Here is a 13,394-nt window from a genome sequence, read left to right as displayed (position 1 = left end):
GGAATGTCCAAGCGCTGCTCGCTTACGAACGGGAACGACCACACATACGCTCCTGCAGGGCCGTGCTCATCCCCAGGAAAGCGCCGGGCTTAGAGCATTTTTCGCGCGTGTCCATCGCTAACGAAAAAGACAATGCGCATTTTGTTCAGGCCTGGCTCACTGCCATGGCACACACTGAGTCTGCGACGGCATGAACTGCGTGGCCTGACTTTTACCAGCCTCTCATAGAGACCCATTACCATGACTGCTTCATCCTCCATTTCGCGCACCTTGTTCGCTGCCGATGCCTTATTGCCTACGGGGTGGGCGCGCAATGTCCTGTTGAGCTGGAACCAGAGCGGTCAGCTGATCGAAGTGCTGGCGGGCGTGGATCCGCAAAGCGGCGAGGCCGGCGAGGCGGAGGACGCCGCCAGGGCCGCCGGTCCCGTGATTCCCGGCATGCCCAATCTGCATTCGCATGCCTTTCAGCGGGCGTTTGGCGGGTTGACGGAATTTCGCGGCCAGGCGCAAGACAGCTTCTGGAGCTGGCGCAATCTCATGTACGGCTTTGCCAACCGCATGTCGCCCGAGGCACTAGAGGCTATTGCCACCTGGCTCTATCTGGAGATGCTGGAAGCGGGCTATACCTCGGTCTGCGAGTTCCACTATGTGCACCATGACATAGGCGGCAAGCCCTATACCGATGTCACCACGCTGTCGCGGGCCTTGCTGCGTGCGGCGCAAAAGACCGGCATGGGCATGACGCTGCTGCCTGTGCTTTACCAGACCAGCGGTTTTGGCGGCAAGCCACCGCGCGAAGACCAGGCACGCTTTATTCGCAGCACCGATAACATGCTATCGCTATTGCAGCAGCTGGCGCCCGTCTGTAAAGCGCAAGAGGCCAATCTGGGCCTTGCACCGCATTCGTTGCGGGCTGTGCCGCCAGACAGCTTGCAAGCCGCAGTCGCGGGTCTGCACGCCATGCTGCCCAAAGCACCAGTGCATATCCATATTGCCGAACAAACCCAGGAAGTGGACGACTGCCTGGCCTGGAGCGGCCAGCGCCCCGTGCAATGGCTGATGAACCATGCGGCCGTCGATCCGCGCTGGTGCCTGATTCATGCCACGCATATGACGGCCGACGAATACGCCAGCGCCGCGAAAAGCGGTGCTGTGGCCGGCATCTGCCCGACCACCGAGGCCAACCTGGGCGACGGTATTTTCGACATGCCTTTGTGGCTACAACATGGTGGCCGCTGGGGCGTGGGCTCCGACAGCCACGCCACGGTGAATGCGGCCGAGGAGCTGCTGATGCTGGAATACAGCCAGCGCCTGGCGCTGCGCCAGCGCAATGTGCTGGGCGGCGGTGCTCAGCCCCAGGTGGCAACCGCCATGACCTTGCAGGCCGTGGCCGGTGGTGCCCAGGCTGCTGGCCGCGCCATTGCAGGCTTGGCCGTGGGTCAGCAAGCCGACTTTGTGGTGCTGGATGGCGAGCATGTCGCGCTAGCTGGTCTGCCCGCCGACAGCGGCCATGCCGGCCATGTGTTTGCCAGCCATCGTACTTCGGCCGTGGCCGAGGTGTGGGTCGCGGGCAAGCAGCAGGTGCAATCGGGTCGTCACCTGTTGCACGAAACCGCACAACAGGCTTTTGTTCGGGTCCGCAGCCAGTTGCTGCGCAGTGCCTGATCTCCGTATTTGATAGCAAGGAAAATCGCTCCATGAGCCCATCCATCCCACCTTTTGTTTTTCACCAGGGCACCGCCCCCCTGCTGATTTCCATGCCCCACACCGGCACCCATGTGCCGGCCGACATTGCCGCCAAGCTCACGGCTGAAAGCCGCGAGGTGCACGACACGGACTGGCATATGCCTACGCTGTATGAGTTTGCCAAGCAGATGGGAGCCTCCATCCTGGTGGCCACGCATTCGCGCTATGTGATCGACCTGAACCGCGACCCCAGTGGTGCCAGCCTCTATCCCGGCCAAAGCGTGACCAGTCTGTGCCCGGTGGACAGCTTTGACGACACACCGCTGTACATCAGCAAGGACGCCGAGCCCGACGACGCCGAGATTGCCCGCCGCCGCGAACTCTACTGGCAGCCCTATCACGGCCAGCTGCGCGCAGAGCTGGACCGCATGCATGACGAGTATGGCGTGGCCATGCTCTGGGATGCGCACAGCATCCGCTCGGTGCTGCCGCGCTTCTTCGAAGGCAAACTGCCCGATCTGAACCTCGGTACTGGCAACGGCAGCGCCTGTGCACCCGAGCTGGCTGAAAGCTTGCTATCGATTGCCAAACAGTCCCCCCATCATTCCAGCGTGCTGAATGGTCGCTTTACGGGCGGCTACATTACGCGCAACTATGGTCAGCCCGACAAGGGCTACCACGCGGTGCAGATGGAGATGACCCAGTCCAGCTATATGCAGGAGCAGATGCCGTTTGAATACTTGCCTGATCTGGCACAGCTTGTGCAACCTACATTGCGCAATATGCTAGAGGCGATGCTGGAATTTTCGAAAATGGACTCTGGCAGTTCACTTTGACCGATCTGTCTGCCAAGGCGATCAAGGTGCGCTTACCGCGCACCATCAGACTCCAGTGGAACGGCGTACCGCCGCGAAGTACCAAGCGTCGGGAAGGCAGCGCAGCAAACGCATCCAGCGCGTGAAGCGTCGCGGGAAGTTCATCTCGAAACGTCCCTGTGCCCAGCCGTGCAGCATGTGCTGTGCGGCTTCATCAGCGCTGATCAGTGAGGGCATCCTGAAGTCGTTTTGCGCTGTCAGCGGTGTTTCGACAAAGCCAGGATTGATGATGGACACGCCAAGGCCCTTCCCATGAAGGTCCAGATAAAGGTTTTCCGCCAGGTTATTGAGGGCGGCCTTGGTGGGTCCATAGGCCAGTGACATGGGAAGCCCCCGGTATCCGGCCACGCTGCCGACCAAGGCCAGGTGGCCCTTGCCAGCGGCCAATAGCATGGGAAGCACGGCATCGAGCAGATGCAGTGCCCCCCCATAGTTCACGGCCAGATGGTGTTTCATTTCAGCCAGGTCAAATTCTGTGGCGAGCTGTGGCTTGTAGTGGCCTGCGCAGTAGAGGATGAGGTCTGGAGCCCTGCCTGCATGGGCCCGCACAACCTGGGCTGCTGCAGCCACTGCCTCGGCATCGGTCACGTCCAGAGGCAGAGCCAAGCAATCGGGGTGCTCGCGTACAAAATCCTGCAGCGCAGCGCTCTGCCGCGCCGAAACGATTACACGGGCCCCTTGTTTGTGCAATGCTTCGGCCGTAGCGCGACCTATGCCCGAAGAGGCACCTAGAATCCATGCCAATCGTCCGTGCCAGTCGGTGAGCGGTGGATTCAGCTGACTGGAGAAAAGCGACATGACCATCACTCCTTGACAAAGGCCAGCGTTACATCGCCCAGATGCACACCGAACTTGCTCATGGCCGTACGGTTGAGCAAGGTGCGCTCGTCCATCAGGTACATCCAGTCATCCATGTTGACGTTCCAGACTTTTCCGTCCACGGGCAGTGCCAGCACGTAGCTCCAGCGAATGGCATTGCCCGCGCTCTGGCCCTGGGCCTCTCCCACCACGTCGTCTGCCCTGCCGCTGTAGCGTCCATCGCCCAGGTGCTGGATATGCCAGACACGCTGCTGCGTGCTGCCGTCGCTGTAGACGAAGTGCTCGTCCAAGCTGCCTTGCTCGCCATCCCATCGCCCTGTCATGCGCACGGTAAAGCGCTTAACCACCTTGCCTGAACGGTCTGTGAAAATTCCATGTGCCGTCAGCGGCCCGTTGAAATACTGGCGCAAATCCAGCTGCGGCTGCTCCTTGGCGTAGTCCTGTACCGAAGGCCCGGCGCAGCCCGTCAGGGCCAGTGCCAATGCCGCCCCCAGGCAGGCGCGCCGCAACGGCGAAAAAGAAGCGGAGTAGGTGATGTGGCTCATGTGTGACTCCAGGAAGAATGCAATCGCTCGGCGCGCCAAAGAAGCAGCGCAGCCGCCAGCTTGAGCAGACATGGCAGGCCGCCATAGGCCCAGGCCAGTGCCTGCAGCCCGGCCGGGTCGGTACCGCCGCTGCGGTAGCCCGCGGCGGATAGCAGAGGCAATGCCAGGCCCGCAGCCAGGGCCAGGTTGAGCTTGGTTGCGCAGGTCCACCAGCCCAGGTAGCGGCCCTCGCCCCGGCCGCCCTCTCCTGCCTCGTGGATCACGCCCGTCAACAAGGCACCTGGCAAAGCCAGATCAGCGCCCAGTGCCAACCCGCTGGCCAGGCAAATCACGGCGAAAGCCATGCCGTCACCTGCACCCAGCCAGGGCGTAAATCCGAAAGCCAGCACGCTGACCAGCATGCCCATGCGCCAGCAGGGTGCCAGGCCCCAGCGGGAGACGGCTTTCACCCACAGCGGCAAGCCCAGAGCCGCCGCACCGAAATAACACAACAGCAGCAAGGGCTGCAGCTCGGGAGCCTGCAACCTGTCCGCCACGAAAAAAGGCAGCAGGGTCGCGGGAATGGCGGCTGCTACCCCATTGAACATAAAGATGGCCAGCAAACGCCGAAAGCCAGAATCTGACCACGGCGAAGCCTGATGAGTCACTGCGGGCTGAGGCGGCAGTATTACTGGGGCTTTAAGACGATACAAACCGATCAGGCCCAGCGCCAGGCCCATAGCCAGCACGGCGCTGATCGCGTCATAGCCCAGCCAGACCGGCAGGACACTGGCAAGAAGCACGCCTGCTAGTGTGGCGCCTTCGCGCCAAGCGGTCACACGGGCGCGCCAGCAGGGGTCGCCTCCCCAGCGGGTTCCCCAAGCCTGATGAAGAATGGTGACGAAGCTGTAGGCCAGCGTACACGCGAGCAGGCTCAATGCCAGCCAGCCCAGCATGGCTGCCTCGGTACCCCGCGGCGAGTGCCAGAGTGCCCAAAATCCCAGCACCATCAGCAGGCTACCCAGCATCGCTGCACACCAAGCCGGCCATGCTCCACGGCGCAGCAGCCAGTCAGCTTTGCGACCAATGGCGGGATCCACCAGGGCATCGAATGCGCGCGTTGCAAGCAATACAGCCCCCAGTCCCGCCAAGGGGGCCCCCTCCACGCTGGCGTAATGGTGCGGCAGGTTCACATACAAAGGCAGGGATACAAAGGCCAGTGGAGTGGCCAGCCCACCATAGGCCAACCCCGTTCGCCAGGGCAGCATGTGGGCGGTGGCAGGATGCGAGGCCATGAACGTCTTCCGGTGGCGGTGTTCAGCCCAAGCCGAGCAGCGAGCTGCGCATGGCGGGTGCCGAGGTCTGGGGCGACAGCCAGATACCAAAGAACAGGCGTGCGAACTCGGCGTCGCGTATCTGGGCAGTCTGCCGACCGTTGTGGAAAAAACGCACCTCGCCTTGGCCGTCATTCAGGCCCAGCAGCCTGTCCTGGGCTACCACATCGGGAAACGCCTGCTTCATCAAGCTCAGCCACTGGCGAGCCTGCTCATCGGTGAAGCGGCCGACCCTGCGCATTTCGGCGATGGAGCGCTCGGCAATCGCCGCTCCTTCCAGCTTGCGGTCATAGACCAACTCCAGCCCAAACGGATGGTGGTTGTAGTCTTCCGGCGTGAATCCGTTGATGGCCCATAGTCGAGCTTCGTAGACGCGTAGACCAAAGAAACGCAGCACGGCTGTACCCACCTGGCGCGCGGCCGGCAGGGTGCTGCGCAGTTCGGCCGGAAGTTCGGTGCTCGGAGTCATGGCGTGCAAGGCGTTGGGCATAGTGATCAATGAAGAGGCAAGGACGCAGGCGGTGCCCCAGGCCAGGGCCTGGCGACGTGGTGAGCCTGATGCGCTCGGGACGCGGGGTTGCGGGGCGGTCATGACAATGGCCTGCGCAGCGTGAACTGGACCACATCGGTGTTGCCAGTGTCGAAGGCCGCCTCGCAGTAAGCGAGGTAAAAACGCCAGATGCGCACAAACCGTTCGTCAAAGCCCTGGGCGCGCACGGTGTCAATCTGGTGTTCAAAGGACTGGTGCCAGCGCCGGAGCGTCTCCGCGTAGTCGCGGCCAAAGGCCATGTGGCTTTCCACCACCAGGCCGGCGCGCTGCGCTTCCTGCTCGAAGGCAGGAATGCTGGGCAGCAGGCCACCCGGAAAAATATATTGCTGGATGAAATCGGTGGAGCGCAGATAACGGGTGAACAGGTCTTCGCGCAGCGTGATGGTCTGTATGCAGGCTAGGCCGCCGGGCTTGAGGCAGTCGCGCAGCACCTGGAAGTAGCCGCTCCAGTATTCGCGGCCGACTGCTTCAAACATTTCGATGGATACGATGGCATCGAAAGGCTGGTCTGCATGCTGTGCAGGCAAATCGCGATAGTCCTGGTATCGCAGGTCCACTTTGTCGACCAGACCGGCCTGAAGCATGCGCCGCTGACCCCAAACCAGTTGTTCGCGCGACAGCGTCACGCCCGTGACCTGGGCATCAAACTCATGGGCAGCTGTTTCTGCCAGGCCACCCCAGCCGCAGCCGATTTCAAGCAAGCGCTGGCCGGGCTGCAGTCTTACCTCGTTCAGCGTGCGCTTGAGTTTGGCCTGCTGTGCCTCTTGCAGATCCGCCTGGTGCAGCGATTCTCCGGTTCGATTCTCAAACCATGCCGCGCTGTAGCTCATGCCGGGGTCCAGCCAGAGGCGGTAGAAATCATTGCCCAGGTCGTAATGGGCATGGATGTTTCTGGCGCTTCCGGCCCGCGTATTGCGTTGCAGCAGATGACGCAGCCGGTAGCCCAGCCTGCCCCACCAGCTACCGTAGACCAGGCTTTGCACATGGTCGCGGTTAGTCATGCAAAGCCGCAGCAAAGCGGCGAGGTCCGGGCTGTCCCACTCGCCTGCGATATAGCCCTCGGCCAGCCCGATATCCCCCGATTTCAGCGTACGGTGCAGCGCCTGCCAACTGTGCAGCACGCAATGCGCGTCTGCAATGCCCGACGGCATCCTGGGCAAGTGCAGCAAGCGTCCATCGGGTTGCTCCAGGTTCAGCTGCCCGTGCGGCAGGCGTTCGAGCAGGTTCAGCACACGGCGTACCCTCGCAGGAATGCGATGCGGCGCTGCGGTGGTGGTGCTCAGCAGAGAGGCGGCGGTAGTGTTCATCGTGTGACGAAGCGCTTGGGCTCGGAGGGTTTGCCATGGAACGGCACGCGTTTTGCCCAAAGGCGCAGCGCCTGCCAGTGGATTCGGACGATGACGCCCAGTGTCATCAAGGGAGTGCCGAAGAAGGCGCGGCGCACGGTGGCTGCATCCAGCTGTTGCAGCACGCCGCCCACGCTGGTCTGCAGCAGCGGGCCGTCCTCGTCGTGCAGGTCCACCCGCGCCAGAGTGCGGTCTTCGCCGCGCTCGAATCGGAAGCGATACTCGCCGCTCACCTCGCAGAACGGCGAGACATGAAATTGCTTGTGCGCCACCTGCTCTGAGCCCCAGGCAAGGTCCGACCCTGCTAGCAGATAGGCATGGCGCTCGCCAAAAGTGTTGTTGACTTCGGCCAGCACTGCGGCCAGCGAGCCATCGGCGCGGTGGGCATACCAGAAGCTCACGGGCTTGAATGCATAGCCCAGCACGCGCGGGAAAGTGTGCAGCCAGACTTCGCCATCGGCATCTTCAATGCCTTCGCTGTGCAGCAGCTGCTCAAACCAGGCCAACGCATCGGTGCCGCCATCCCCGTGGTCGCAGTCATGAAAGCTCAACCAGCCGCGCCGATTGCGCCTGAGAATGGCGTCCGGCTGCGAGCGCAGGCTGCGCATGGGGAGCATCAGGAAGTAGCTCGGATAGCGAAAGGCATGCTCCACAGGCCGCAGGCGGCGGTGCCAGACATGGCCAAAGCCGATGAGTGAACGGGTAGTCATGCGGCCCCCTCAAAGGTGGAGCTGAGAGCTAGCGCCGGCAAGGCATTCAGCAGCTTGTCGGCAACTTCCAGACCGGAGCGCAGGCCGTCCTCATGGAATCCGTAGCCGCACCATGCACCGCAAAACCAGGTCCGTCGCTGTCCTTGCAGAGCACCCACTGGGCTCTGCGCTTCGATCGCCGCGAGATCGAACACCGGGTGGCTGTACTCCATGCGCGCGTGAACCTGGCTGTCGTCAATGGGACGCACCGGGTTCAGTGAAACCATTACGGGCTTCGTCCATGGCAAGGGCTGTAGTCGGTTGAGCAGGTAGTGCAGGCAGACACCGGCCTGTTCCCGCCCCGAGTCGGCAGCGCGTTCGTAGTTCCAGGCAGCCCAGGCCACTTCACGACGCGGCAGCACGCTGGCATCGGTATGCAGCACGGCTTGGTTGGGCTGGTAGCGGATTGCGCCAAGTACGCTGCGCTCCTGCGGTGTCGCATCGCTGCCCAGCAGGCGCAGGGCCTGGTCGCTGTGGCACGCCAGCACCACGGCGTCGAACTGCTCCGTGCCATGAGCCATCTGCAGCAGCACCCCATGAGCCAAGCGGCGCAGGCCAAGCACCGGCGTGTTCAGTCGCGCGTCGTGCCTGCCGTCCTGCTGCAGCGCGGCCACCATTCGCTGCACGTACTGGCGCGAGCCTCCGCGCACCGTGTGCCACTGCGGCCGGTCTGTGACCTGGATCAGGCCATGGTTGTGGCAAAAGCGGATCAGCGTGGCCACGGGAAAACGAAGCATCTGGTCCGTGGGGCAGGACCAGATGCAGCCCATCATGGGCAGCAGATAATCCTGCCGGAAGGCGGCTCCAAAGTGGTGCTCGTCCAGAAAAACTTCGATGGAACTGCGCAACTGCGTTTCGTCGCCTTCTTTGGCAATGCGCGTGGCCAAGCGGTTGAAGCGCAGGATCTCTGCCAGCATCTTCAGAAAACGAGGCCTGAGCAGATTGCCGCGCTGGGCAAAAACACCACCCAGCGAGCTACCGCTCCACTCCAGGCCTGCCTGACCATTGGCATTTGGCACCTGCACCGAGAATGACATCTCGGCCGCAGCAGTTGGCACCTGCAACTCTTCAAACAAGCGGGTCAGCAACGGATAGGTTCGGTGATTGAACACCAGAAAGCCCGTGTCCACGCCCTGGCTCACGCCGCCGAGCGTCATGTCTACGGTGTTGGCATGACCACCGAAATGGCTGCCCGCCTCCAGCAGAGTCACGCCATGTTGGCCTGGCGCGCCAGCCAACCGCCGTGCTGCGGCCAGACCTGAAATCCCCGACCCGATGACTGCAATGCGATGCATGGGAGCGTCTTTCTTGGTTGAATCAATCAATAATACCACAAAGATCAAACTGTGAACTAATGAGTTCAAACTATAAACTAAACACATCCACTTTGCACTATTTGGTATCAGAGATGACCCATGCGGTCTAAAATAGGGCCATGACAAGCCGCACTTCCATCAAAGAACAGATTCAGCGCGTGCGCGAGCAGGCCATCGTGGCGGCCGTGAACCGGCTGCTGGCTACCAAGGGTTACGACGCCATGACGGTGGACGAGGTTGCTGCCGAAGCTGGCATGGCCAAGGCCAGCCTGTACAAGCTATTCACCTCCAAAGAAGAACTGGCAGGGGCCGCCATGGTCGGCGTGCTGGACCGGGCACTGGCCTTCGTGGATGGCTTGCGCGACGAGGCCACACAAGCGGCTGAGACCGCCACACCCGTGCGTCCGCTGGACCAGTTAAAGGCCGTGACTCGCTGGGCCATGCAGACCCAGCTGGAAGGCCAAATGCCTTCCCTGCCCGCACAAAACTCCAACCTCAGCGCCTCGCTGCAATCCAACGACGCTTATATGGATCGGTTGATTTCGCTGAGTAACCGCCTCAGCATCTGGATCACCGAGGCCCAGACCAGCGGTCAGTTGCAGCCCACGCTGCCAGCCGAGCTGGTGCTCTACACGCTGTTTGCGCGCGCCTGCGATCCCGTAGTGGCCCTGCTCAAGGAATCAGGCCAGTACACGCACGCGCAAATCATCGACTGGGTGTCCAGCACGACCTTTGGTGGATTGGCTGTTCCTGGGCAAGCAAGCTAATCACCTTAGCTTGGCTAAGACTTGACAGCGGGAAACGTAGGCCAAGCTAAGGAGGTTGTCGCTTGCGCACGTTCATTCATGCCAGGCCTTCGCTCACAGGTTTCAGGACTGCATTACTACCGGTCCGCCCTTGCTCAAGGCTCGCTGGTATGCAGTGCGTGCGCGCATGCGTTCGCGATAGGCGATCAGGTGAGGCCAAGCGGCTTCGTTGTCGGCACGTGCCAAGGCAGCTTCAACAGCAAAGCTCATCTGGAAGTCGGCCATGCTCAGATGCTCACCGGCAAACCAGCGATGGCTTGCCAAGTGATCCTCCATAAAGGCTAAAGCGGTCTGCACATTGGGCGAAATGAGTTTTTGCTGCACCTTGCCGCACAGCGCGCGAGCGACCGGACGAACGAAAAATGGCATGGGCTGCTTCGGGATGGTGTCAAAAACCAGCTTCATCACTAGCCAATTCATGAGTGAGCCCTCGGCGTAGTGCATCCAAAAACGGCACTGGCGGTGCTCAGCTGTTCCACGCAACGGCTCCAAGTGTGACAGCTCCATGGGCGCCTGATTGCCATAGCACTCGACGAGGTACTCGATGATGGCGCCAGATTCGGCAACCACAATGTCGCCATTGCTGATAACCGGCGATTTCCCCAGTGGATGGACGCGCTTGAGTTCAGGTGGCGCCAAGCGGGTCTGGGGATCGCGTTTGTAATGCCGCAGTTCATAGGGAACGCCAAGCTCTTCAAGCAACCAGAGGACGCGCTGAGAGCGCGAAGTTTCAAGGTGATGAACGATCAACATGGTCACTCTTCCTAGAGGCGGATCCCGCTTTGCGCAGCCAGCGCATCAGGGATCCAAGCAGGGGTAATTTTTCATACAGCTCTTCAGCCGTATCCCAGTAATCACGGTGCTGGATAACGCGGCCTTGCGCATCAAAGCACAGCAGTGTGGCCCCGTTAATGCATTGATCAATACCAGGTCGCCAGCGTTGCAATCGAAAGTGAAATTCCCATACCAAGAAAGCCTGTTGACCCTGCACCAGCTTCTGCGTGACGATGAAATGCGGACCCTGCAAGGTATCAAACATGTGATCAAAGATCCCGGCAATAGCCGGAACCCCACGAACATCGTTGAATGGATCCTTGAAGTGCGCGTCTGCTGCATAAAACGCATCAAGTTGCCTGATGAGATCCGGTGTGAGTTGCTCATATAGCTGAACAAGTCGGTCCACGGCAGCATTCATATCAGTTGGGATAGATGAAAAATCTGCGGTCATTGGGCCCGGTAACTCCGCTTGATGGGAACATCTGAAGGTCTAAAATTTAACAATCGATACCGCCCATTTTGAATACTGGGAACAGCTAATACAACGAAAAGAAGCTCTTGGTTTCTCTGATCAGATCACACAAGAGCCTGCTTCTTGGCTAGCTCCCACAGGGCTTCAGCCTTGTCCGACATCTCTGAGCGCTGTCTGTACATCCGTATCTCGACAGGAATATTCCAGGCCTTGGGGCCGGCACCGACCAAGGATCCATTGGCCAGCTCTGCCGCGATCAGCGATTGGGGCAGCCATGCAATACCACGCCCCTCCAAAGCCATCGTCTTCAAGAGCACTGCATGGTGCGCCGTAAAGACCTCCTGAAGATCGGATTCCGACGTGTTCCTGCCCGTCTTGGGCAAATTAGGCCGCAGCAGCGATCTCATGATCCGCCCCAGCCCTGAGTCCTCGCTATAAGCCAGCACCGGCACCGGCGGTGTGTTGCCAATAGCATGCAGCGCTTTGCCCATGGTTCCGTCTGGGTGCGGCACACACACCGGCAGCAGCATGTCCCGGCCCAACAAAAGCATGGGGTACTCTTGCTCGTCAAGCCTTCCCGGCACGCTCGCGTGCCCATGGCAAAGCACGAATTGCACCCGCCTTTGGAACATCAGGAATTCACAGCTGCGAGAGCTGTCCGACATCGTCTGCAAAGCGCCTATGTGCAGCCGTGACTCGATTTCAGCCAGCCAGCGCGGAAAAAAAGTCAACGACAGCACATGCGTTGCCGCAAACCGCAACGTGGACTCTTCCTGGTTATGTGCAGCGAGCGCCTTGATTCTGGCTGCCTCCAGGTCGCTCAGCACGGCTTCAAGCAAGGGCAGAAAACGCCGGCCGGCAGCCGTCAGTACTGCCGGATGGGCGCTTCGGTCAAACAGATCGACGCCAACCCACTCTTCAAGCCCACGGATATGACGACTGAAAGCAGGTTGAGCAATCGCTCTGACTTCGGCAGCACGGGAAAAATTTCCGCTTTCGGCTAGCGCGATGAAGTCTTCAAGCCACTCCAAATCCAGGTTGCGATTACTAGGTCCCATGCTCTGCGCTCTTTGAGTTCTATGAACTAGATAGTTGTATGCATTTCTAGTATTGGTGCTGAATTGCGCTCTGAGAAATGATGGCATCTCAGATCAACAAAGCCAACGTCCGGAGACTATACATGCCATCAATTGCCAACTACAAAGGGATCATCCCCGCGATTTCCTGCCCATTCACCCCCGATCACAAGATCGATGAACCGGCGCTGCGCAAACTCGCATCCTGGCTCGCCGGCCACGACGGTGTGGTCGCCATCATGACCAACGGGCACACCGGCGAAGTGTTTTCCCTCACCCCTGCCGAACGCGCCGAAGTCACCCGCATCGTGGCAGACGAACTCAAGGGCCGTCTGCCTGTCATTTCGTCCATCGTGTGTGAAGGTCTGGCCGAAGCTGCGCAACATGCCCGGGCCGCCAAGGAAGCCGGTGCCGTGGCCCTGGATGTGATGCCTCCACACCACTGGCTGCGGTTTGGCTTCACCGCGGAACATGCGTTGCAGTATTTCGATGCCATTCACAAAGCGGCCCCCGACCTGGATCTGGTGTGCCATGTATACCCAGCATGGACACGTGCTTCGTACTCTTCGCAGCTGCTCGCACAACTGGCCAAGTTGCCTTACCTGCAAGCCTTTAAGGTCGGTCAGCGCGACATGAACAAATATGCCCGCGACATTCAGGCTATCCGTGAAGCGGATGCCAGCAAGGCCATTCTGACTTGCCACGACGAATATCTGCTGGCTTCCATGGTGCAAGGCGTTGATGGTGCGCTCGTCGGGTTTGCTACCTTCATTCCCCAGTTGATCATCGATCTGTGGGATGCCGTCAAGGCTGGCGACCTGAAGAAGGCCATGGAAGTGCAAGCCATCATTACCCCCCTCAAGGATGCCGTGTACGGCGGTGGCGAACCTACCGGTGAAGCCCATGCCCGTATGAAGGGCGGTATGTACCTGGCTGGCGTGATCGATGACGCCACGGTGCGCCCCCCGACCGAAGCTCCCAACGAAAGCGAGATGGCAGCCCTGCGCGCCGCCGTCGCACAAGCCGGTTTGCTCAAGCGCTGATAGCGATTTCGCTTGCCGTGG

The 13,394-nt window shown here is 60.7% G+C and carries 14 protein-coding genes; 4 read left to right on the top strand and 10 right to left on the bottom strand.

Features of this window, described 5'->3' with window-relative positions:
* The first annotated feature begins 240 nt into the window (after positions 1-240).
* On the top strand, positions 241-1,665 hold the full coding sequence (locus HF327_RS05140) for a formimidoylglutamate deiminase (RefSeq protein ID WP_169107218.1): 1,425 nt from the start codon (positions 241-243) through the stop codon (positions 1,663-1,665).
* Positions 1,666-1,697: 32 nt separating this feature from the next.
* A complete protein-coding gene (gene hutG / locus HF327_RS05135; RefSeq protein ID WP_169107217.1) occupies positions 1,698-2,522 on the top strand; it encodes an N-formylglutamate deformylase in 825 nt (274 codons plus the stop codon).
* A gap of 45 nt (positions 2,523-2,567) precedes the next feature.
* On the opposite strand, the gene HF327_RS05130 is transcribed toward hutG, so the two are convergent.
* From HF327_RS05130 to HF327_RS05100, 7 genes are read right to left on the bottom strand one after another with little or no spacing between them, the layout of a single operon-like run.
* A complete protein-coding gene (locus HF327_RS05130) occupies positions 2,568-3,359 on the bottom strand; it encodes an SDR family NAD(P)-dependent oxidoreductase (protein WP_169107216.1) in 792 nt (263 codons plus the stop codon).
* A 5-nt stretch (positions 3,360-3,364) separates the two neighbouring features.
* Positions 3,365-3,925, bottom strand: a complete 561-nt coding sequence (locus HF327_RS05125) for a DUF3833 domain-containing protein (protein ID WP_169107215.1) — start codon at positions 3,923-3,925, stop codon at positions 3,365-3,367.
* On the bottom strand, positions 3,922-5,199 hold the full coding sequence (locus HF327_RS05120; protein ID WP_169107214.1) for an MFS transporter: 1,278 nt from the start codon (positions 5,197-5,199) through the stop codon (positions 3,922-3,924). The genes HF327_RS05125 and HF327_RS05120 overlap by 4 nt, the downstream gene beginning before the upstream one ends.
* 22 nt (positions 5,200-5,221) lie before the next feature.
* On the bottom strand, positions 5,222-5,830 hold the full coding sequence (locus HF327_RS05115; protein WP_169107213.1) for a chalcone isomerase family protein: 609 nt from the start codon (positions 5,828-5,830) through the stop codon (positions 5,222-5,224).
* On the bottom strand, positions 5,827-7,095 hold the full coding sequence (locus HF327_RS05110) for an SAM-dependent methyltransferase (protein ID WP_169107212.1): 1,269 nt from the start codon (positions 7,093-7,095) through the stop codon (positions 5,827-5,829). Before HF327_RS05110 ends, HF327_RS05115 begins: the two co-directional genes overlap by 4 nt.
* The gene (locus HF327_RS05105; RefSeq protein ID WP_169107211.1) at positions 7,092-7,844 is read right to left on the bottom strand and encodes a DUF1365 domain-containing protein; all 753 of its coding nucleotides are present in this window, start codon (positions 7,842-7,844) and stop codon (positions 7,092-7,094) included. The genes HF327_RS05110 and HF327_RS05105 overlap by 4 nt, the downstream gene beginning before the upstream one ends.
* On the bottom strand, positions 7,841-9,178 hold the full coding sequence (locus tag HF327_RS05100) for an NAD(P)/FAD-dependent oxidoreductase (RefSeq protein WP_169107210.1): 1,338 nt from the start codon (positions 9,176-9,178) through the stop codon (positions 7,841-7,843). The genes HF327_RS05105 and HF327_RS05100 overlap by 4 nt, the downstream gene beginning before the upstream one ends.
* A 140-nt stretch (positions 9,179-9,318) precedes the next feature.
* Here HF327_RS05100 and HF327_RS05095 point away from each other — a divergent pair, with 140 nt between their 5' ends.
* The gene (locus HF327_RS05095; protein WP_169107209.1) at positions 9,319-9,966 is read left to right on the top strand and encodes a TetR/AcrR family transcriptional regulator; all 648 of its coding nucleotides are present in this window, start codon (positions 9,319-9,321) and stop codon (positions 9,964-9,966) included.
* Between the two features lie 102 nt (positions 9,967-10,068).
* On the opposite strand, the gene HF327_RS05090 is transcribed toward HF327_RS05095, so the two are convergent.
* From HF327_RS05090 to HF327_RS05080, 3 genes are all read right to left on the bottom strand, one after another.
* Positions 10,069-10,758: a glutathione S-transferase family protein gene (locus HF327_RS05090; protein WP_169107208.1), complete on the bottom strand. Its 690-nt coding sequence runs from the start codon at positions 10,756-10,758 to the stop codon at positions 10,069-10,071.
* Positions 10,736-11,233: a nuclear transport factor 2 family protein gene (locus HF327_RS05085; protein ID WP_169107207.1), complete on the bottom strand. Its 498-nt coding sequence runs from the start codon at positions 11,231-11,233 to the stop codon at positions 10,736-10,738. The genes HF327_RS05090 and HF327_RS05085 overlap by 23 nt, the downstream gene beginning before the upstream one ends.
* A gap of 125 nt (positions 11,234-11,358) precedes the next feature.
* On the bottom strand, positions 11,359-12,312 hold the full coding sequence (locus tag HF327_RS05080; protein WP_169107206.1) for a LysR family transcriptional regulator: 954 nt from the start codon (positions 12,310-12,312) through the stop codon (positions 11,359-11,361).
* Positions 12,313-12,434: 122 nt separating this feature from the next.
* Between HF327_RS05080 and HF327_RS05075 the strand changes: the two genes are divergently transcribed.
* Positions 12,435-13,373: a dihydrodipicolinate synthase family protein gene (locus HF327_RS05075; protein WP_169107205.1), complete on the top strand. Its 939-nt coding sequence runs from the start codon at positions 12,435-12,437 to the stop codon at positions 13,371-13,373.
* Positions 13,374-13,394: the final 21 nt, after the last annotated feature.

It is taken from the genome of Comamonas suwonensis (genome assembly GCF_012844455.2).
GTDB lineage: Bacteria > Pseudomonadota > Gammaproteobacteria > Burkholderiales > Burkholderiaceae_C > Comamonas > Comamonas suwonensis.
The sequence above is the reverse complement of the archived record's forward strand: the minus strand, read 5'-3'. Positions and strand labels throughout refer to the sequence as shown.